General features: G+C 45.7%; 20 protein-coding genes and 1 riboswitch. Of the genes, 16 read left to right on the top strand and 4 right to left on the bottom strand.

Annotated features, from left to right (window positions below; genetic code table 11):
• Window positions 1-239 precede the first annotated feature (239 nt).
• The 7 genes from AB3351_RS21695 (at window position 240) to AB3351_RS21665 (ending at window position 8,347) form a co-directional block, all read left to right on the top strand.
• Window positions 240-2,438, top strand: a complete 2,199-nt coding sequence (locus AB3351_RS21695) for a putative bifunctional diguanylate cyclase/phosphodiesterase (protein ID WP_371149208.1) — start codon at window positions 240-242, stop codon at window positions 2,436-2,438.
• An 85-nt stretch (window positions 2,439-2,523) separates the two neighbouring features.
• Window positions 2,524-2,838, top strand: coding sequence for a YbjQ family protein (locus AB3351_RS21690; RefSeq protein ID WP_371149207.1), 315 nt, complete (start codon window positions 2,524-2,526; stop codon window positions 2,836-2,838).
• 140 nt (window positions 2,839-2,978) lie between these two features.
• A complete protein-coding gene (locus AB3351_RS21685) occupies window positions 2,979-3,884 on the top strand; it encodes a DUF1002 domain-containing protein (RefSeq protein WP_371149206.1) in 906 nt (301 codons plus the stop codon).
• An 82-nt stretch (window positions 3,885-3,966) separates the two neighbouring features.
• A riboswitch (SAM riboswitch) is annotated at window positions 3,967-4,079 on the top strand.
• A gap of 102 nt (window positions 4,080-4,181) precedes the next feature.
• Complete coding sequence (locus AB3351_RS21680) at window positions 4,182-5,483, top strand: homoserine dehydrogenase (RefSeq protein WP_371149205.1); 1,302 nt, start codon at window positions 4,182-4,184, stop codon at window positions 5,481-5,483.
• A gap of 249 nt (window positions 5,484-5,732) precedes the next feature.
• The gene (locus tag AB3351_RS21675; protein ID WP_371149204.1) at window positions 5,733-6,320 is read left to right on the top strand and encodes a non-ribosomal peptide synthetase module; all 588 of its coding nucleotides are present in this window, start codon (window positions 5,733-5,735) and stop codon (window positions 6,318-6,320) included.
• 194 nt (window positions 6,321-6,514) lie between these two features.
• Entirely contained in the window at window positions 6,515-6,925 is a 411-nt protein-coding gene (speD, locus tag AB3351_RS21670; RefSeq protein WP_371149203.1) for an adenosylmethionine decarboxylase, read from the top strand.
• 132 nt (window positions 6,926-7,057) lie between these two features.
• Window positions 7,058-8,347 (top strand): acetyl-CoA hydrolase/transferase family protein, encoded by a 1,290-nt coding sequence (locus AB3351_RS21665; protein ID WP_371149202.1) that lies wholly within the window; start codon window positions 7,058-7,060, stop codon window positions 8,345-8,347.
• Between the two features lie 129 nt (window positions 8,348-8,476).
• Here the strand turns inward: AB3351_RS21665 and AB3351_RS21660 are convergent, their stop codons facing one another.
• Complete coding sequence (locus AB3351_RS21660) at window positions 8,477-8,728, bottom strand: hypothetical protein (protein WP_371149201.1); 252 nt, start codon at window positions 8,726-8,728, stop codon at window positions 8,477-8,479.
• Between the two features lie 165 nt (window positions 8,729-8,893).
• Between AB3351_RS21660 and AB3351_RS21655 the strand changes: the two genes are divergently transcribed.
• The 5 genes from AB3351_RS21655 (at window position 8,894) to AB3351_RS21635 (ending at window position 12,952) form a co-directional block, all read left to right on the top strand.
• Complete coding sequence (locus tag AB3351_RS21655) at window positions 8,894-9,430, top strand: D-glycero-alpha-D-manno-heptose-1,7-bisphosphate 7-phosphatase (RefSeq protein ID WP_371149200.1); 537 nt, start codon at window positions 8,894-8,896, stop codon at window positions 9,428-9,430.
• Between the two features lie 55 nt (window positions 9,431-9,485).
• Complete coding sequence (locus tag AB3351_RS21650; protein WP_371149199.1) at window positions 9,486-9,683, top strand: hypothetical protein; 198 nt, start codon at window positions 9,486-9,488, stop codon at window positions 9,681-9,683.
• Window positions 9,684-9,791: 108 nt separating this feature from the next.
• A complete protein-coding gene (gene ispG, locus AB3351_RS21645; RefSeq protein WP_371149198.1) occupies window positions 9,792-10,895 on the top strand; it encodes a flavodoxin-dependent (E)-4-hydroxy-3-methylbut-2-enyl-diphosphate synthase in 1,104 nt (367 codons plus the stop codon).
• Between the two features lie 99 nt (window positions 10,896-10,994).
• Window positions 10,995-11,522, top strand: a complete 528-nt coding sequence (locus AB3351_RS21640) for a ferritin-like domain-containing protein (RefSeq protein ID WP_371149197.1) — start codon at window positions 10,995-10,997, stop codon at window positions 11,520-11,522.
• A gap of 155 nt (window positions 11,523-11,677) precedes the next feature.
• Window positions 11,678-12,952 carry a cation:dicarboxylate symporter family transporter gene (locus AB3351_RS21635; protein WP_371149196.1) on the top strand — a complete coding sequence of 425 codons (1,275 nt, stop codon included), beginning with the start codon at window positions 11,678-11,680 and terminating at the stop codon, window positions 12,950-12,952.
• A 79-nt stretch (window positions 12,953-13,031) separates the two neighbouring features.
• Here the strand turns inward: AB3351_RS21635 and AB3351_RS21630 are convergent, their stop codons facing one another.
• On the bottom strand, window positions 13,032-13,418 hold the full coding sequence (locus tag AB3351_RS21630) for a general stress protein (RefSeq protein WP_371149195.1): 387 nt from the start codon (window positions 13,416-13,418) through the stop codon (window positions 13,032-13,034).
• A 128-nt stretch (window positions 13,419-13,546) separates the two neighbouring features.
• Between AB3351_RS21630 and AB3351_RS21625 the strand changes: the two genes are divergently transcribed.
• From AB3351_RS21625 to AB3351_RS21615, 3 genes are all read left to right on the top strand, one after another.
• Window positions 13,547-14,230, top strand: a complete 684-nt coding sequence (locus AB3351_RS21625; RefSeq protein WP_371149194.1) for a TrkA C-terminal domain-containing protein — start codon at window positions 13,547-13,549, stop codon at window positions 14,228-14,230.
• A 30-nt stretch (window positions 14,231-14,260) separates the two neighbouring features.
• Window positions 14,261-15,439 (top strand): PASTA domain-containing protein, encoded by a 1,179-nt coding sequence (locus AB3351_RS21620; RefSeq protein ID WP_371149193.1) that lies wholly within the window; start codon window positions 14,261-14,263, stop codon window positions 15,437-15,439.
• An 83-nt stretch (window positions 15,440-15,522) separates the two neighbouring features.
• A complete protein-coding gene (locus AB3351_RS21615) occupies window positions 15,523-16,695 on the top strand; it encodes a CaiB/BaiF CoA transferase family protein (protein ID WP_371149192.1) in 1,173 nt (390 codons plus the stop codon).
• Here AB3351_RS21615 and AB3351_RS21610 read toward each other — a convergent pair.
• On the bottom strand, window positions 16,688-17,494 hold the full coding sequence (locus tag AB3351_RS21610) for a DUF2935 domain-containing protein (RefSeq protein ID WP_371149191.1): 807 nt from the start codon (window positions 17,492-17,494) through the stop codon (window positions 16,688-16,690). The genes AB3351_RS21615 and AB3351_RS21610 overlap by 8 nt on opposite strands.
• A gap of 172 nt (window positions 17,495-17,666) precedes the next feature.
• On the opposite strand from AB3351_RS21610, the gene AB3351_RS21605 reads away from it, so the two are divergent.
• Entirely contained in the window at window positions 17,667-18,005 is a 339-nt protein-coding gene (locus tag AB3351_RS21605) for a thioredoxin family protein (protein ID WP_371149190.1), read from the top strand.
• 70 nt (window positions 18,006-18,075) lie between these two features.
• Here the strand turns inward: AB3351_RS21605 and AB3351_RS21600 are convergent, their stop codons facing one another.
• Window positions 18,076-19,095 (bottom strand): GIY-YIG nuclease family protein, encoded by a 1,020-nt coding sequence (locus AB3351_RS21600; protein WP_371149189.1) that lies wholly within the window; start codon window positions 19,093-19,095, stop codon window positions 18,076-18,078.
• Window positions 19,096-19,163: the final 68 nt, after the last annotated feature.

The raw sequence follows: 19,163 nt of genomic DNA, 5'->3' as shown, positions 1-19,163 counted from the left end.
GCTTCTGCTTGTTTTTTTGTCGTTTGCCATGTGGATGCTATATCCTTTGTAGTATTTTATGGAGGAAATGGCAATAAATTAATGATTATGCATTACATGGACTGAATCGAAAGATATAATGAAAAGAGTAGGGGTTTAGATTGATTTTCATTATCATCAGAGAGAAGAAAGGAAATGGAATGTTTGAGAAAAAAAAGAAACCATCTTATATTATAGAATCTTGGGAGAGATGCCGGAAGGTGGAAGCACATGCTAGAACCGTTTGTTTTTCTCCAATGATGAGCCGCGCAGAATTGACAAGGAAACAAGCGGAATATGAGGAAATCCTGTCTGTGGTTCAGCAGTTTTTCCAACAGATGACACATATGCTACAAGATGCACCTATTCTTTTCATCGTTACTGATGAAAGAGGTTTTATTCTTCATATTGAAGGAGATCAAGCCATTCAATCATTGATTTCCAGCCAGGGCATACAGGTTGGAATGCAGTGTACAGAAGAAGCGATTGGAACTAACGCTGTCGCTTTAGCCCTGCGCGAGAATCGCCCGATTCAGTTGGTAGGTGATGATCATTATCAAGAGTTTCTATATGAAAACGCATGTTATACCGTCCCATTTCGTTATATGGATAGGGAGCGGCTGTTGGGTACGGTTACGATCATGACAACCATATCTGCACAGAATGAGCTTCTATTGACAATGCTGTCAACGGTTGTGGGTTCTATTGAACGGGAACTGCAGCTGCGTAGGCAGAATCGTCAGTTGGATATGATGCACCATATCATGATGGATAGCGCACGCAACGGTATTATTGTTACGGACCGAGAAGGAAAAGTGACGGAGTTTAATCAATTTGCTGAACGAATGACAGGAGTTAGGTACTGTGAGATCGTCGGAAGAAACGTGGAACAAATTGAGGCGATTGGTCAATATATCTCCGATGTGGTTGTCCATGATAAGAAATATGAAGATGTTGAAATCGTTTTACATGCTAAGGAAACATCGGAGCGATTTGTGTGTTTATTTGATGCCCTCCCCATTCATGATCAGCATAAACGCGTGATTGGTGCCTTTGGACAGTTTCGCAATATAACTGAACGATATGAAGCAGAAGCAAAGTACAATTATTTAGCATATCATGATGAACTTACGGCTTTGCCGAACCGCCGCTATTTTAAGTACAAGGTTCTTGACTGTATTGGCGAAGCGGAGCAGCAGCAAAAACAGATGGCGGTGCTGTTTATTGATCTTGATCGGTTTAAGCTTATAAATGATACGCTCGGCCACTCCAATGGCGACAGGCTGCTGAAGGAAGTGGGAATACGGCTGCAAAATCAGCTTACCTCACAGGGAATCGTCGCGCGAATGAGCGGTGATGAATTTATTCTGCTGCTGCCTCATATTGAAAAAGAAGCGGATATTGCTTGTATTGCTGATCGCTTGCTTCATGTATTTAAAGAGCCGTTTAATATGAGCGGCTACGAGTTTCATATTACAGCAAGCATGGGGGTGGCCGTATATCCGCAGGATGGAACGGATGTAGAAACACTGCTGATACATGCCGATACGGCGATGTACTGTGCGAAAGAGAACGGAAAAAACAAGTATGTTTTTTTTGCCGAGAGTATGTACAAAAAACCGCACGAGCGCATCCTATTAGAGACGTCGATGCATCGAGCGTTAAAAAATAAAGAGTTTATCCTGCATTATCAACCGCAAATAGATGTGCGAACAGGAAGCATACGCGGGCTTGAAGCGCTGATCAGATGGCATCATCCTGAATTCGGCTTGGTTCCCCCTCATACGTTTATCCCGATAGCGGAAGAGACGGGATTGATTGTGCCGATAGGTGAATGGGTGCTCCGCGAGGCATGTATGCAGAATAAACGCTGGCAGCGTTCGGGAATGCCGAAATTCCGGGTGGCTGTCAATCTATCCATGCAGCAATTCCTTACATCGAACTTAGTTGATACAGTGCGGTGTATTCTAGAGGAGACAGAGCTGGATGCCTCCTGTCTGGAATTAGAGATTACCGAGACGATGACCATGGATGTCGACTATGCTATCCCGACACTGAAGCAGCTGCATGAACTAGGTGTACAGATCAGTATTGATGATTTTGGAACAGGGTATAGCTCGCTCAATTATTTAAAAAAGTTCGCCATCCATCGGCTGAAAATAGACCAGTCGTTTGTGCGCGATATTATGACGGACCCAAATGATGCAAGTATTGTGGAAACGATTATTTCCATGGCGCATAATCTCGGGCTTGAAGTAATCGCTGAAGGTGTAGAAGATGTAGAGCAGCTTCATTTTCTGCAGCGCCAACATTGCGATGAAGTACAGGGCTATTATTTTAGTAAGCCGATGCCTGCGGCTGATTTTGAAAAGCAGCGCAAACAATTGCAGCAGGCAGCCAAAAGGAGCGTTGGTCTTTGAAGTGGACGCAACCTTTTGTTTTGTTTCCACGTAAGTAAAATGAGAAGCCAATGAATACCATCTATATAATACGGAGGGATCGAATATGATTGTAACAACGACCAGTACGCTGCAAGGAAAAGAAATTGAAGAGTACCTTGATATTGTATCAGGCGAAGCGATTATGGGGGCAAACGTCGTCCGGGACTTTCTAGCAGGTATTACAGACATCGTGGGCGGCAGAAGCGGCGCTTATGAGAATAAGCTGGCTGAAGGAAGAGAGATTGCGATGCAGGAAATGAAAGAAAAAGCACGTCGCCTCGGAGCGAATGCGATCATCGGCGTCGACCTTGATTTTGAAACGCTGCGTGAGGGCATGATGCTGTGTGTTGCCACAGGTACAGCTGTTCGCATTCGATGATGCGGGCTGCATAGGAATAAGGTTCTTTCTTCTTTTCCTTCCTGTGCTATAATCAGAAGATGTGAATGCCCCCACATGCTGCCAAAGGTGCATTGTGCGCCGGGCGTGTTCTGTTCTGGCGTGAGGGGAATACATTCATAATGCACAAGCTATTTTTTCATTGGGGAGGAGTGACGGAAGTGAGGAAGCTGTTTTTAGCCCTGCTTCTTTTTCTTCTAACGACAGCGACCGCATATGCGGACGCAGCGCCAGGAGATACCATCGTAACATACGGTAAAGATTTGACATCGACACAGAAACAACAAATTCAAAGTCGTTTTGGAGCGCCGAGCAATGCCCAGGAGCTTACTGTAACGAATCAAGAGGAACATAAATATCTTGACGGTCTGTTGAGCAAAAGTGTAATTGGGAGCCGAGCCCTTTCATCGGCAATGATTCAGCTTGCAGAGCCGGGCCAAGGCATTCATGTAGAAACAAACAATATAACTTGGGTCAGCAAGGCCATGTATGAGAATGCACTGGCGACTGCTGGTGTAAAGGATGCGAATGTAAAGATTGATGCGCCATTCCGTGTATCCGGCACGGCGGCGTTGACCGGTATCATGAAAGCGTATGAGACGGTTACAGGCACCAAGATTGATGAGAATCAGAAAAAAGTCGCTAATGAAGAAATGGTCACCACCGCAAAAATCGGGGAGCAAATCGGTGATAAGGAGAAGGCGGCTGAACTTTTGACCCGTCTGAAAGCCGAGCTTGCCAAGCAAACCGGCAATATGACGGATGATCAATTGCGTGAGATGATCCGCAACGTAGCCAATCAGATGGGCCTTCAGCTCTCTGATGCTGAAATTGAATCACTGGTAAGCATTCTGCGCAAAATTCAAGACCTTAATATCGACTGGAACAAAGCATTGGATCAGATTTCTAGCTATAAAGGGCAGGTACAGGATTTTCTGAATAGTAACCCGGAAGCCAAGTCACTGGTACAGGAAATTCTCACGTTCCTAAAGAATCTCATAGACCAGATCCTTGCCTGGTTCAGATGATAAGGTTGAGTTTAAGTTTGACATTTCTAAGAAAACAAGGTAGGATAATTTACAATTCAAACAAATGAATAACAGTAAGACACTCTTATCTAGAGAAGCGGAGGGATATGGCCCGATGAAGCTTCAGCAACCGCAGGCGCTGCCTGAAAGGTGCTAATTCCATCAAAGCATAGTTGATGCTTTGGCAGATGAGAGGAGGACCTGGTACATTATGCATCCAACCCTCTTCTCCGGAAGAGGGTTTTTTTATATGGCATTATACATAAGCGAAAACAAAAAACAGAGGAGGAAACATAGATGAAGACATGGAAGATTGCTCTACTTGGGCTGGGAACAGTGGGGTCCGGCATTGTGACGATTCTGCGTACACATGCACAACGGATTGAGAGGCAGACAGGCGCACGCTTTGAAGTGGTAGGTGTATTGGTGCGTGATCGTAAGAAGCCGCGGCAAGTAGAAGTGCCCCACCATCTACTTACGACAGACATTGAAGAAATCTGGGAGAGGGGGGCTGACATTGTGGTGGATGCGATGGGTGGGCTTGACCCAGCTCTTGGCTATATGGAAGAAGCGATCAGCCGTAAGTGCCATATCGTATCCGCGAATAAGGAATTGATCGCGGCATATGGTGCGCACCTGCATGATAGGGCAGAAGCGCAGCAAGTCTCCCTTCTGTATGAGGCAAGCGTAGGCGGCGGCATCCCGATTCTCAATGTGCTCAGCCAACTGCTGAATGCAAACCGTATTACACGTATATACGGTATTTTAAATGGAACGACCAATTACATTCTAACCAAGATGGAAGAAGAACAGCAACCATATGATGATGTGCTGGCGCAGGCGCAGGCGCTTGGATTTGCAGAAGCCGATCCGACGGCTGATGTGGAGGGACATGATGCGTTCAATAAAATCCAAATCATCGCACGTCTGTGCTTTGGTGTCGATGCACAGGCCATTGGCAGCGAGCGGATTGGTATTACGTCCATTACAGGAGAAGAGATTGAATTATACGGAAAGCTTGGCTATCGGATCAAGCTGCTTGCAGCAGCAGAAGAGAGAGGTTCCGGCTATGACCTGCGTGTTGCTCCGACACTCGTACCATACGGACATCAACTAGCTGGCGTGAAGAATGAGTACAATGCGGTATATGTGAGCGGCGATGTGGTAGGCGATTTATTATTTACAGGCAAAGGGGCAGGTATGCTTCCGACAGGAAGTGCGATGGTTGAGGATATTTTGAATGCCGTGCGCAAAACGACATTTGTGCCGGATCGGGACGTGCGTACGGTAAAAGAAGAAGCGCAGGATGTACGGCACGTTGCATCGGTGGTGGCATTGTACGAAGTACCGCAGCAGGCTGAGGATTCAGCAAAGCAACGGATTCTTTCATTCTTATCTGCGGAAGCCGGCTTTCTGCATGCAGTGGACACACTTCAAACAAAAGAAGGCACATATATCGCGGCGATACTTAGTGGAGCCGATAGACAAGTGCTGCAGGCGTTTGCCGATCATGTAGGGGCTTCGCTTCGTCTTCGTGCGATTCTCGATGACAGCCTTGCTGTCGCTATCGAAGAAGCGGGTGTGACCCTTTCTCGATAATCATGTGCTGTGAATATGTGCTTTGTTTGTGTGGAAAGGATAAATACGGCGAAAATGTGCGCGAGACAAAGTAAAATGTAATTTTTCATAATATAACGTATGTCAGCAAGAATCAATCGCCATATAGAGCGTTTATCTCTCTATAACTATAAAAAACTCTCTATTTCTATAGCACAGGCGATTGGAGAATGGTTATGGATTTTCGGTATAATAAATAGCAGCAGGAAAAAATGTATAGGAGAGATTTGTATGGCTCAACGAGTAGCCACCGAATACAAGAAACTTGTCCTTGAGTTAAGCACATTACAGCTGCAGTCTTTTATCGAAATGTTTCAAACCGGAGAGTTTAAATCAGAAGTTCGAGTGTATGAGAACGGCGAGAAAGAAATCGTGTTATTTGATAGGGAGCGCCTGATTCCCCTGTCCTTTAAACTGGTTGGTGCCACCTATACCTTTGAGGGCGGCTATACCATCCGGGATGCGAAATTAGCCAACCATATGCGACAAGCTGTACGCCGCTTCAAAGGAAGCGCAGTTGTCCACCGTGTCTATCCGTCATATACGATGATCTATCATTACAACGAAGGAAAAGTAATGAAAATCATTGAGCAAAAAGGCGATAGTCAATCGCTTGTATTTGAATACCGGGATACGGTAGGAGACCTTCAGCGTCTCTTTGAAGCGAGAGGAGTGGAGGACCAGATTGCATGGCTTCGGGTACAGATTGATCAACTGCTTGATTTCCGCAATGGCCGTCTTGCTGCTCATCTGTCCACAGAAGACGTCGATCGTCAGTTAGAGAAGCTCTCTCATCAGTTATTTGTAGCAGAAGCGTAGAATACTATACAAGCATTCTCCAAGAAATAGCAAAAATGCATTGCATAAATTGTAGAAACATGATATATTCTCCTTGTTGTGAACAAAATAGGAACCAGGATTCACTCAAGGAAGTTTCTCCTCGAAATAAAGTGAATGACGTAGGTCCTAGCGAGAGTTTTGAACATGAAATTGCTAGGAGGGGGGACCGGAAGATGGAATATTCTACTTTCGGAAGACATGTTGCGATTGATACTTGGGGTGTTGATTTTGAGAAATTGAACAGTGCGGAATATCTGCAGCATCACCTCGTCGAAGCTGCGGAAGCCTGTGGAGCAACGGTTTTATCCGTGCAAGCGAAGCAATTTGAACCACAGGGCGCAACGGTACTGGTTCTGTTATCGGAAAGCCATATTTCCATTCATACGTACCCAGAACGAGGATTTGCCGCATTGGATTGCTATACGTGCGGCGATACGGTAGATCCTGAGCTTGCCATCGAATACATGGTAAATGTTCTGAAGCCGAAAAAGAGCTATGCTCGCAAGCTCATTCGCGGCGTAGGTGAGATGGAAGTTGTAGAAGCGGACGTACTCAAACAGAAGCAAGATGCATACAAAAATTAGGTAAACAAGAGTCCATCCTGGATCGCACCGGGATGGACTTTTCATATATTTGACAGAATTCTCTCTTGCTCTTGGTAAAATTGGCCTTTATTATGGGTAAAGGTAAGGGAATATATAGCGGAGGTTTAATGCATGAATCAACTACTTGATATGGAGAGCAAGCGCAAGACGCCGGAGGATGTACTGGGCTATATAAACAGCGGAGACGATCTGATTGTCCCACTCGCCAATGGAGAGCCGATTGTGCTTCTTGATACAATTGAGAAGCACGCGGAACGTTTTAGCGGTGTACGTATTCATCAGATGCATGCGTTGAAAGAGCGTGACTACATTTATGGCAAATGTGGAGATCATTTGCGCCATGTGGCCTATTTTTTGAGTGGTGCTTCACGCAAAGCGTTTCTTGCCGGAGAATGTGAGCTTGTTCCCAATCATTTTCATGAAGTACCGCGCTTGCTTAAAGAGACAACAAAGGCATCTATGATTCTAGCAGCAGCAGCGCCTATGGATGAACATGGTTACTTCTCACTCGGTACACAAGCAGATTATGTTGCTTCCTTCATCGGCAAAGTGCCGTTTTTCCTGGAAGTGAATCCGAATATGCCGCGTACGTTTGGTGCCAATCAGGTGCACATCAGCCAGGTTCTTGGTTATATTGACGTTGATTATCCCCTGCATGAAGCGAAGGAGCCAAAAATTACAGAGATTGACCGTCGCATTGCTGCTCATGTGGTAGAACGCATTCAAAACGGTGCTACACTGCAGGCGGGCATTGGGGCAATTCCTAATGCAATCATTGGTTTCTTGCAGAATCATAAAAATTTAGGGATTCATACAGAACTTCTAACGGATGGTGTAGTAGACCTGGCGGAAAAAGGTGTTGTTAATGGAATTGAAAAAAAGACACATGCCGGAAAAATCGTGGGTACGTTCGCGCTTGGTTCTAAAAAACTGTATGATTTCATTGATGAGAATACAGGAGTGGAAATGCTGCCGGTCGATTATGTGAATGACCCGCGCATCATTGCTCAGGAAGACAATATGATTTCAATTAATGCGACAACAGAAGTCGATTTCATGGGGCAGTGCGCATCCGAAACGATTGCTGGGCGCTATTACAGTTCAAGCGGCGGACAGGCTGATTTTGCGCGGGGCGCTCGATTTGCCAAGAATGGAAAGGGGTTCATCTGCCTGCATTCTACAACGCGCGATGAGTCAATCTCCCGCATTCGACCTCAATTGACCATCGGTTCTGCGGTAACTACATCCAAGAATGATGTAGACCATATTGTTACAGAATATGGGGTAGCGAGCATGCGTGGTAAAAGTATTGCGCAGCGTACCAGAGAGCTACTCGCCATCTCGCATCCAAAATTCCGTGAAGAGTTGGAGTTTGAAGCGAAGAAATTCGGTTTATTATAGTACCACAAGAAGTCGTTCCGCTGTATGCGGAGCGGCTTTTGCCATACTCAGAGGATAAATAAAAGTAAAAAGAATGAGGAAAAGTATAGAATAAGCCCGGCACATGGGCCGGGCTTATTCATGTAAACCTTATCTATGGGGCAGCGGTGATTCATGTATCACTTGCATGGAATAGTAACCGTTTTGCACAGGATGCAGAACTAAGCGTGCCTTTTTTTGCTTGGGGATGAGACGCAGGATGGTTGTAATCTCCTCTTCGCTGACAACGGTTTCATGTCCATGCGTAAGTTGGTGAAGCACATCATCATAATAAGGCGCAGCAGGCAAGCATTCGCAATGGTACGTATACATTCCGCATTTACAGATATACTTGTCTTCCATGGCAGAAGACTCCTTTCGCGATGATTTGTCATGTGCATCCTGATGTCATATTTATTATAGCATATGATATCTCAAATATTGGGAAGTGTATGTGATAATTGTGAATTTTTTGTAGCTTATAAAACGGTTGTGTATCTTATGAACCGGGTATAAAGGAGTGAAATCGTGAAGAAGGCGTTCTTTCTCGATCGGGATGGAGTTATTAATGAAAATCCGCACCCGATTAACCATGTAGGGCAATTTTTATTTATGTCCGGTGCGCTTGAAGCCATTCGCATGCTTCATGAATCCGGATACAGCGTATTTGTGGTAACCAATCAAGGTGGGGTCGGATTGGGGTTTATGAAGCAGGAAGCGCTCGATGAGATTCATCAGCATATGGATGAAGCCATTGTAGAGGCGGGTGGTAGGTTGGTTGAGATCGTGGCTTGCACACACAAGCCGAAGCAAGGATGTGCCTGCCGTAAGCCTGAGCCAGGGATGCTGCTTGATCTGATGAAGCGTCATGAGATTGATCCTGCACAGAGTTATATGGTAGGAGATTTCTATACAGATGTTCAGGCTGGGCATCGGGCTGGTCTGCAAACCATCTATATTAGTAAAGAGAATTTACAGAACAAAAGCCCACAGCCGGATTATATCTTTGGCTCACTTTATGAAGCGGTTGTTTCGCTTATTGGTACGAGCGAACGCTCAACATAAGCAGCACATATAGTAATAGAAAGAAAACATGTGAAATTGGAGGATGAAACCAAATATGAGCGAGATGAAGAGTTTATATGACCGTTATAATGTCCTGTCTACAAGTGAGCTAGAAGACATTCTATATGATATTGAAATGTCGGCGGCGCTGACGCTTGGTATGAATACATATACGGAGCAGCAGCATAAGCAAGTGCTGCGGCAGATTTTACAGGAGCGAGGTGTAGATCTCAGCCGATTGTTCGAAGGCTAGGTTAGATGAGTGTAGATAACATACAGATGATGCATTCTCGCTCTTTTGTTTTTATGATAAGATAAAACAGGTGAGCAACAAATCTATCCTAATAAAGGAGCCAAAGAGATGTATCATCGTACACAGACCAGACCTGTAAAGGTTGGGAATTTAACAATCGGCGGAAGCGATCAAGTTATTGTGCAAAGCATGACAACGACCAAGACCGCAGACGTAGCCGCGACGGTAGAACAGATTCACCGTCTTGAAGAAGCGGGCTGCCAGATTGTCCGTGTGACTGTAAACAATATGGAAGCGGCGGAAGCGATCAAGGAGATCAAGCAGAATATTTCGATCCCGCTCGTTTCTGATATTCATTTTGACTATAAGCTTGCACTCAAAGCGATTGAGAACGGTATTGATAAAGTGCGGATCAATCCCGGCAATATTGGCCGGCGGGAGAAGGTAGAAGAAGTGGTTCGTGCCTGCAAAGCGCACGGAGTGCCGATTCGGATCGGTGTGAACGCAGGTTCGCTTGAGAAGCATCTGCTTGAGAAATACGGCTATCCAACAGCAGAGGCGATGGTGGAGAGCGCCCTGCACCATATCTCCATTCTTGAGGAACTTGATTTTCATGATATTATCGTATCGCTGAAGGCGTCTAATGTACCGCTTGCGATTGAAGCGTATCAGAAAGCTGCCGCCGCATTTAATTATCCGCTACACTTGGGCATTACGGAAGCAGGTACATTATTTGCCGGTACGGTAAAAAGTGCTGCAGGGCTCGGTACACTGCTTGCGCAAGGTATTGGATCAACGATGCGCGTCTCTCTTAGCGCAGATCCGGTAGAAGAAATTAAGGTAGGGCGCGAGTTGCTGAAGACATTCGGGCTTTTATCTGATGCCGCCACGTTAATCTCCTGCCCGACATGCGGTAGGATTGAGATTGACTTAATCTCAGTTGCCAACGAGATTGAAGATTACATTGCAGCGATTAAGGCACCAATCAAAGTGGCGGTACTTGGCTGTGCGGTCAACGGCCCGGGAGAAGCGCGTGAAGCCGATATTGGCATCGCAGGAGCACGCGGTGAAGGCTTGCTGTTCAAGCATGGTGAAATCGCACGTAAGATTCCGGAAGATAAGCTTGTCGAAGAGTTGAAAAAAGAAATCGATGAATTAGCAGACATTTATCGTCGCACCGGCTCCCTGCCGCGTCCCGCGCATATGCAATAAACAGGAAAGTAAAAAAAGCGTCTAAGCGATGTTGCTTATGGCGCTTTTTCTCTTTCTGCATACAATGAAGGGATATTGTAAGCTGAAGGAGGAAGCAGGATGCTACCATTTTATGCTGCCGGCAGTTATCAGCCAATTATGTATCGTCCGCCAATGACACAGATGATGCAACAGCAGACGCCTAGTATGCAGACAAATTCGTATGCGATGTATCAGACAAATCAGCAGGCAGTACTGCCACTGTTGCAAAAGGCGGTACAGGGGGAGCGCAACGATGAACTGTTTTATGACTATTTAATTCAGAATGCCCCATCACAAGAAGATATTGATATTATTACATCTATCCGTAATGATGAGCGCAGGCACCGCCGGATGTTCAAGCAGATATACTATACGCTAACAGGGCAGATGATCGAAGCAAGCAGCAGTGAGCCTTTTGAGAAGCCGACAAGTTATCTAAACGGTATCCAGAAAGCGTTGTTTGGTGAATTGAGTGCGGTAGAATTATATCGAAGGATTTACTTTATGGTTCCCTATAAGGTATTTAAAAATATGGTGTTTGAAATTCTTACGGATGAAGTAAAGCATGCTTCAAAATACAATTATTTGTATGCAAAGAATAAATAGGAAAGATTACCTGTAATTTCACCCGATATTCGGGTGTTTTTTTATTTTCGATGAATCTTTTTGAAGTTTCATGTAGAATCTTGTCGATCCAAAATAAACTTAATTTATCAACCAGTAACGTAATTAAATAAATCCTCAATGAAAGCGGTGACAAAATGAAAAAATTCGGACTCGTATGGCAGATTTTCCTCGGTCTGATTTTAGGTATCGCCGTCGGGGCCATCTTCTATGGTAACCCGAAAGTAGCGGCCGTTCTTGACCCGATCGGAGCAATTTTTATTCATTTAATTAAAATGATCGTTGTACCAATCATTATTTCTACATTGATCGTAGGGGTAGCCGGTGTTGGTACCGGAAAGAACCTTGGACGACTGGGTGGTAAAACGATTATTTATTTCGAAGTGATCACAACGGTTGCCATTATTATCGGTCTGTTGGTAGCAAACATCTTCCAACCAGGCGCTGGCATTAATATGAACAACCTTGCACAATCTGATATTAGTAAGTATGTAAATACAACACAAGAAACGCAATCGCACGGATTTGCCGAAACATTGGTAAACATCGTACCAACAAACGTGGTCGATGCGATGGCAAGCGGCAACAATTTGGCGATTATCTTCTTCGCTGTTATGTTTGGTCTGGCTTTAGCAAAGCTTGGTGAACGCGGTAAGCCGCTCATTCATTTCTTTGAATTAATTGCAGAGACAATGTTTAATCTAACCAATATGGTTATGAAATTTGCTCCATTCGGTGTATTCGCACTGATTGGTGTAACCGTTTCAAAATTCGGTCTCTCGTCGCTGATTCCGCTCGGCAAATTAATGATTATTGTATATTTAACAATGATTTTCTTCATTGTTGTTATTCTCGGTATTATTTCCAAGTGGGCAGGCGTGAACATCTTCCGCTTGATGGTTATGCTGAAAGAAGAGCTCCTGCTTGCGTACTCTACAGCAAGTAGTGAAGCAGTACTTCCGCGTATTATGGAGAAGCTTGAGAAAATGGGCTGTCCAAAAGGAATTGTATCTTTCGTTATTCCGACTGGCTACTCGTTCAATTTAGATGGTAGTACGCTGTATCAAGCGCTTGCGGGTATATTCATCGCACAGATGTACGGCATTGACTTATCCATCACGCAGCAGATTACCTTTGCGCTTGTACTGATGCTAACATCCAAAGGGATTGCCGGCGTACCTGGACTCTCCTTCGTTGTTCTTCTGGCAACGCTTGGTTCAGTAGGAATTCCGATTGAAGGTCTTGCCTTTATCGCGGGAATTGACCGTCTGCTTGACATGATGCGCACGGTTGTAAACGTAGTAGGTAACAGTGTAGCAGCAATTGTTATGTCGAAGTGGGAAGGCCAATTTAATAAAGAAGAGGCCAATGAGTATCTTGAAAACTTTGGCCGCACTGCACAAAGCAACTAAGAATATGCATATGTAAAAGGGGCTGTCCCAAAAGTCGAATGAGACGAATGGGACAGCCCCTTTTTTTCAAACAATAGGATTATACGACATAAATGTCGCTCCCTTTTCCAAAAATCTGATGAGTGGCGCCGTGGCGATCAAGTACGATAAGCAATACACAGCCTTCGGCAAGTTGTTTTTCATACTTGTCTGCTTGATGCTCGCTAAGTCCAAGGTGTATTAATTCATTACGTACTACTTTATCTTCTGAGCGGAATGCATTAAGTATGGCATCTTTAAAGCCAATCTCCTCCCAATCAATATTGTTTGTCTCAGCAAGAAGATTAAGCCAATCCTGCTTGGCATCACTATGGGCAATAATAAAAATATCTTCCGACTTATACCCGTGCTTATGTAATCGGCGTGCATCTTCTAAAAGCTTTGTTTCTTCCTTATATATGCGTACAAAAACTTGTCCTGCGGTCATATTGTTTCCTCCTGTACGTGTGATTATCTTATTGTTACCTCTTCTGCGCGGTGTGAAAACACAGATGAAATTTTACTTGCATAGGAAGCTAACTCTTCCATAATATTAAGAATGGAGTGGGACTTCACTTGAATGTCGTATTCTTTACGCTCTATATTATTTTGATTTTACTCATCATCGAGATGTCTACCATGCTTTTGCAGGCGACAGGGCTTAAACGGGAAGTGGCCAAATTTCAAGCGATTTCACTTTTGACCGGTACCGGCTATACGACAGCGGAATCGGAGCTGATTATTGAGCATCCGCTTCGGCGGCGCATTGCTTCGTTTTTGATTATTTTCGGAACCATTTCCTTTGCTGTTATTTTATCGTTTGTGATCAGCTTTTTTGTTACGACAGTGATTCATTTCTCAGATCTCGGTATTGGTCTTGTCATCCTGGTCTGTGCTTTATTTTTACTGCGCACACAGGCGCTGCGTCGGATAATCAGAAGAAATGTCGGGAAACGGGTGGAGCGCTATCACAGGCGTCATATTCCAAGTGAAGAAGCGTTGGTGGATGAGAGGGGCTGTCTGCAGCGGTTTCGTGTAACGGCCGCCCATACGAGGATTGTAAATATTGCACTAAAAGAGTTGAATTTAGCGCAGCAAGATGTGAAAATTATGAGTATAAAGAGGAACAAGCTAACCATCAAAAATCCGACGGGAAGTACAACAATACAGCCTGGCGATATTGTGTTAGTATATGGTGATGCGGATACTATCCGTAAGTTTTTCATTCTCAGCGGGGGTAGTACAAACAAAGAAGGGTAATGAAAAACAAGATAAGGGGTTTGATTGAGTATGAAAAAAGGGTTGTATGAGCGCTACGTACCGGATACGCTGCTGTATGCGGGCGAAGCAGGACAACTGCATAGAGGACATGACAGCGTGCTAAGGCGCGACATTCTGCTGTATATTTTTCCGCGGACTTCTGCCCATGAAGATAGAATTATGCATGTATCTTCTGCACTGCAGATTCTTGACCGTGGTGAGACGGCGGAAGAAGCGTTTGTCATTCTGGAATATGTACCAGGCTTTCTTTTGGATGCGCAACCGAAGGCACGCAAGCTATCATTGAAAGAAGCGCTTGGCATGGCCCGCCAATTTGTTGGCATTTTAGAAGAAGCGAACCGAACAGACGGACGCGGTCTTCTGTTTACGAAACATAATCTCTGGCTGACGGAGGCCGGTGAAGTAAAGATGGTAAACAGCTGGGCGGTGAACCCTGCGGCAGCTGGACATGAAATCAGTGACATTTTTCGTCTGATGCATCACTTGATGTTTGGCGAGGTTAGCATTGAGCTTCCCATCAACCAGATCATTGAAGAGATGGCGCTGTCTTATCCGGGCGATCCGTTCGTTATCCGCAAGTCGCTGCGCGCGATTTGGCGACGTGAAGAGAAGAAGGGTAAGGAGCAGTACGGACACATGATTGCCCAGACACTAGAAGATCTAACGTCGCTGTATCATTACATCAAAAAGACGCAGCCAGGCGTACGTACTCGTGCGGTAGATACAATAGAGGAAGAAGCCGGAGAGAAAAAGACAGAGAATCTCGCAACGGGCTATCGACCTCGTGCTCAGAAAAATATGAGACAGGCAAAGCCTGCAAAGAAAACGCGGATCGGACGTAGGTTTTCTACGAAGCGAATCGCCGCGATTGCCGTAGTGGTTATCGCATGCGTTACTATATTTTCTGCCTTGCAGAATAATCAACCGGGTTCTGCCAAGTCTGTTGATCCCGTATCGCAGGCAAAGACCGAACCGGCTCCACAAGAGAAAAAGACTGGTATTGAGGTACCCGACGTGGAAGGTTTAACGCTTGCTGAAGCGGGTCAGAAGCTGAATGCCGCGGGTCTTCGTTATAAATATTATCTGGAGACTTCGATATCTAAAAGCGGAATCGTAATTAAACAAAACCCAGCCGCCGGAGAGAAAATTTCCCGCATTGATGTGGTGGAGCTTCAGGTTAGCGAGTAATTTCAGAAAACTTTGTTTTAAATAGCGCCATTGTGTGCTATTTTTTTATTTATAAGAAAATATAAACAGAAAGCAGGGATGATATGAATCAAGCGCTCGCAGGAATGAAAGTGCTCGATCTAACCCGTCTGCTGCCGGGGCCGCTATGCACGATGTATCTGGCGGATTATGGAGCGGAGATTATTAAGATTGAAGATCCTAACCTTGGCGATTATGCGCGTGATATGGAACCGATGCTTGCCGGGGCTGGTGCGCTGTATCAACTGCTCAACCGGGGCAAGAAGAGTGTAACATTGAATCTGCAGCATGATGAGGGAAAGGAAGTTTTGCGTAGGCTGGTCCGTGAGACAGATATTCTTGTGGAGGGGTTTCGGCCGGGTGTAATGAAGAAGCTTGGTCTTAGCTATGAAGAGCTGCAGCAGATTCATCCAGGTTTAATTTATTGTTCCATTACAGGATATGGCCAGAGCGGCCCCTATGCGGCGAAAGCGGGTCATGATCTGAATTATATTGGGTTTACCGGCCTGCTTCATGAGGCCATTGAGGCGCAGGGTACCTCGGGAGCATGCCTTCCGCCGGTACAGATTGCTGATATTGGAGCTGGTACATTGCATGCGGTCAGCGGTATTTTGCTCGCAGCTTTACAGCGAGTACGCACCGGGGTGGGCGAGTATATCGATGTTTCGATGACCGATGGAGTCTTGCCTTTTATGATTCCGGCGCTTAGCTATCATTTAGCGGCAAAAGAAAACGGCCATGCGGCGTTCAATCCGCTGACCGGCGCGCTGGCCTGCTATAATGTATATGAGACAAGAGATGGCAAATGGATGGCGCTGGGCGCGCTGGAAGCGAAATTCTGGCGCAGATTTTGCGAAGTGGCAGGGCTTGCGGACCACATGCCGGATTATTGGGCATTGGATAAGCAGGATTTAATTAAGGAAGAAGTTCGGGCATACTTTCAAGAGCGGACCGCCGCTGACATTATGGCTGCCTTTAAGGACGAGGATGTGTGTCTTACACCGATACTGCCGCTTGAAGAAGCGCTACGGAATGAACACTTGCGTGCGCGTGGTATGTTTGCGCAATGGGATGCACACCCAACGGTTGTACAGGTAAAAAATCCGCTGCTTACAGAAGCTGCGCTTGAGACGTTGGCTTATCCGCCGGCACGAGGCGCGGATACAGAAGATGTGTTGCGTCAGGCGGGATATAACAACAACGAGATTCAACAACTCAGAGAGAGGGAGATTATCTAACTTCTTCTGTTGGCCCCGCAATTAAGCTTGCTTCAAAGGCGTCAAGCAGTGTAAGGAAATGATTGGCCTCCCGCACGGTATGATCAGCAAGCAGCGGATGAATGTTGCCGCGCAATCGGCAGTTCTCAATCATTTCTTTGGCTGCTTGTTTGAAGTCGCGCAAGGATTCAACAGCGGGTCGGCTATCGCTAATCAGTCTCGTTAAGATTGGACCGGTCTGTGAGGCCGGCCGCATGGATTCTAGATCGACAGCTTGGAATAACAACTGATCGAATTGGTAGCTGAAGTCGCTTGCTTCCCCAATAAGGCTGCGCTCACTCGGATCAAGCAGGTGGGCAATGAATTTGGCATGATCGCCCATCAAGCGAAGGAAGAACACATTTTCGTTAATGATAGCATCCGGCAGCGGTTCAAGAATGCCCTTGTTTAACTGCTCCAGCCGATTCATGAAATAGGCCGCTTCTCTGCTGATATGATCAACCAAGAGCGGATAGTTATTGGTGATAATGGTACAGGAGAGAATAAGCTCAAGTACCCGCCGCTTGAATGACCAGATATGTGCAGCAGCCTGGTATACTTCCGTATTGAAGCGGGCAATTTGTTCCCGATCGGCATCGGGGGTAAGAAGATGTGCTTTCTCTTCAATGTTCTCGAACATGGAGTAGAAGTGGGCCGCTTCCTGAATCAGCTTTGGCTGGTCGACCGTAAAGCCGAGGCGGAGAAAAAGCGCATGCTCTTTCATGATCTGGCTCCAGAAGCGAATCTCTGTCAGAGAGCGTTCAGCAAATAAGTTTGACATATGGCGATCCTCCCATATTTATCGGGTTCTGATTAATAATTGTGCGTCTGTTATATGGGTATGAATCAAATTAGAAGTTTAGAAAGCGATTTTGTAGAGTTGCAACGTGTTAATTTCGGCACAAACGAGGTAAGATAGTGAGGAGAGAATTGGTTTCAAGGAGGATAAAAAGATGCAAGAAATAAAAACGGTAGAGCAATTTCGAGAAGCGGTTCAATCCGATACGCTGACTGTAGCAAAATTCTATACAGACTGGTGTCCGGACTGCCACAGAATTGATCCATTTATGCCGGAAGTAGAAGAGGCTTATAAAGATCGGCTTGTCTTTATCAGTGTAAACCGGGATACGTTCCCTGAGCTGGGTGAAGAGTTGGGGATCTTAGGGATTCCAAGCTTCGTCGCTTTTCGCGACGGCCAGGAGATCGTGCGCTTCGTCAGCCGTGCCGGCAAAACGCGTGAGGAAATCGAGGCATTCCTCGACCGGGCTGTACAGGTGGTACAAGCATTATAGTATATACTGGATTTATGTGATAGGCAGAAAACAAGAGAAGAAGATGCGTTCTTCTTCTCTTTCTTGTGCGCTATTTTCCATAGACCGGTGTATGGGCATCGAGCGGATGTATTGTAAGCTGGTCCGCATGGTGTTCGAGCCAGGATGCGATGATTAGCATCTCATCTACTTCTTCAATTGTGGGCGCTTTGAGTGTGCCTTTTGCTTGTTCGTATAAGCGATACGCTTGCGCGAGCATTGACTCAGTGTAAGGCCCTGTCCCCGACTCCTCTTTAAGCGTAGCGATGAGACGGCCGTGTACGATGACAAGACCGATGCAGCCAACTTCCGGGTTCGTAGATAGAATGAGCGCATGATGCCGGGCAACGGATCGCTTAATGCGGCCATTGTAGCGGGCAAGATTAATTAGCTTCTGCCACTGCTGGGCTTCCTCGAACTGAAGCTCGGCGGCGCTGCGATCTCGCCAGAACTCAAGCTTTGCCCGCATGATGGGATTGCATTCGAGTACATCGATTGCTGTCTGTACACCTTCACTATAGTACGCCTCGCTATTGGGATCGATACATGGTGCCAAGCACTGCTTCATATCAGCATACAGGCAGGAATGATGCGGCAGCGGGCCTGTACAACGCCTGAGCTTAAGCCAGTTGTTCAGCGCATCGACGGCCGGATACAGCCAGTTCGCCTTGCGATACGGTCCAAAGTAAGTTGCGCCGGGAATGACAGCATCGCGTGAGACTTCAATATACGGATAGGGCTGGTCGGTGCGCAGGACAATGAAAGGATATGCTTTGTAGTTACGAAGCGCCTGATTATACAGCGGAAGATGCATACGGATCAATCGTGCTTCTACGAGCAGTGCTTCAAGTTCGGAGGCGGTAAAGCGCAATTCTACACTGCATGCAGCATAAATCATGCGTTTCGTTTTTGATGTGTGCTGTTTATTGTTATAGAAGTAGGTGGAGATTCGTTTTTTTAAATTTTTGGCTTTGCCGATATAAATAATATTGTCGGCTTTGTCACGGTATAGATAGACTCCACATTTTTCAGGCAATGTGAGATGGAAGCCAGGCGTAATTGTATATCTCATAATCAGTCCTCGTTAGTTCATTCATTCTCTACTATTTTATCACAGCACATAGTATGTTACGTTTATTT

Source organism: Aneurinibacillus sp. REN35 (genome assembly GCF_041379945.2).
GTDB lineage: Bacteria > Bacillota > Bacilli > Aneurinibacillales > Aneurinibacillaceae > Aneurinibacillus.
This window is presented reverse-complemented; position numbering and strand designations above follow the sequence as displayed.

Coding starts and splice junctions, on each gene's coding strand:
- AB3351_RS21660 (WP_371149201.1), bottom strand. CDS start 8,728: ATGGAAGACAAGTATATCTGTAAATGCGGAATGTATACGTACCATTGC.
- AB3351_RS21665 (WP_371149202.1), top strand. CDS start 7,058: ATGAATCAACTACTTGATATGGAGAGCAAGCGCAAGACGCCGGAGGAT.
- AB3351_RS21605 (WP_371149190.1), top strand. CDS start 17,667: ATGCAAGAAATAAAAACGGTAGAGCAATTTCGAGAAGCGGTTCAATCC.
- AB3351_RS21630 (WP_371149195.1), bottom strand. CDS start 13,418: ATGACCGCAGGACAAGTTTTTGTACGCATATATAAGGAAGAAACAAAG.
- AB3351_RS21615 (WP_371149192.1), top strand. CDS start 15,523: ATGAATCAAGCGCTCGCAGGAATGAAAGTGCTCGATCTAACCCGTCTG.
- ispG (WP_371149198.1), top strand. CDS start 9,792: ATGTATCATCGTACACAGACCAGACCTGTAAAGGTTGGGAATTTAACA.
- speD (WP_371149203.1), top strand. CDS start 6,515: ATGGAATATTCTACTTTCGGAAGACATGTTGCGATTGATACTTGGGGT.
- AB3351_RS21685 (WP_371149206.1), top strand. CDS start 2,979: ATGCACAAGCTATTTTTTCATTGGGGAGGAGTGACGGAAGTGAGGAAG.
- AB3351_RS21600 (WP_371149189.1), bottom strand. CDS start 19,095: ATGAGATATACAATTACGCCTGGCTTCCATCTCACATTGCCTGAAAAA.
- AB3351_RS21610 (WP_371149191.1), bottom strand. CDS start 17,494: ATGTCAAACTTATTTGCTGAACGCTCTCTGACAGAGATTCGCTTCTGG.
- AB3351_RS21650 (WP_371149199.1), top strand. CDS start 9,486: ATGAGCGAGATGAAGAGTTTATATGACCGTTATAATGTCCTGTCTACA.
- AB3351_RS21635 (WP_371149196.1), top strand. CDS start 11,678: ATGAAAAAATTCGGACTCGTATGGCAGATTTTCCTCGGTCTGATTTTA.
- AB3351_RS21690 (WP_371149207.1), top strand. CDS start 2,524: ATGATTGTAACAACGACCAGTACGCTGCAAGGAAAAGAAATTGAAGAG.
- AB3351_RS21640 (WP_371149197.1), top strand. CDS start 10,995: ATGCTACCATTTTATGCTGCCGGCAGTTATCAGCCAATTATGTATCGT.
- AB3351_RS21680 (WP_371149205.1), top strand. CDS start 4,182: ATGAAGACATGGAAGATTGCTCTACTTGGGCTGGGAACAGTGGGGTCC.
- AB3351_RS21675 (WP_371149204.1), top strand. CDS start 5,733: ATGGCTCAACGAGTAGCCACCGAATACAAGAAACTTGTCCTTGAGTTA.
- AB3351_RS21620 (WP_371149193.1), top strand. CDS start 14,261: ATGAAAAAAGGGTTGTATGAGCGCTACGTACCGGATACGCTGCTGTAT.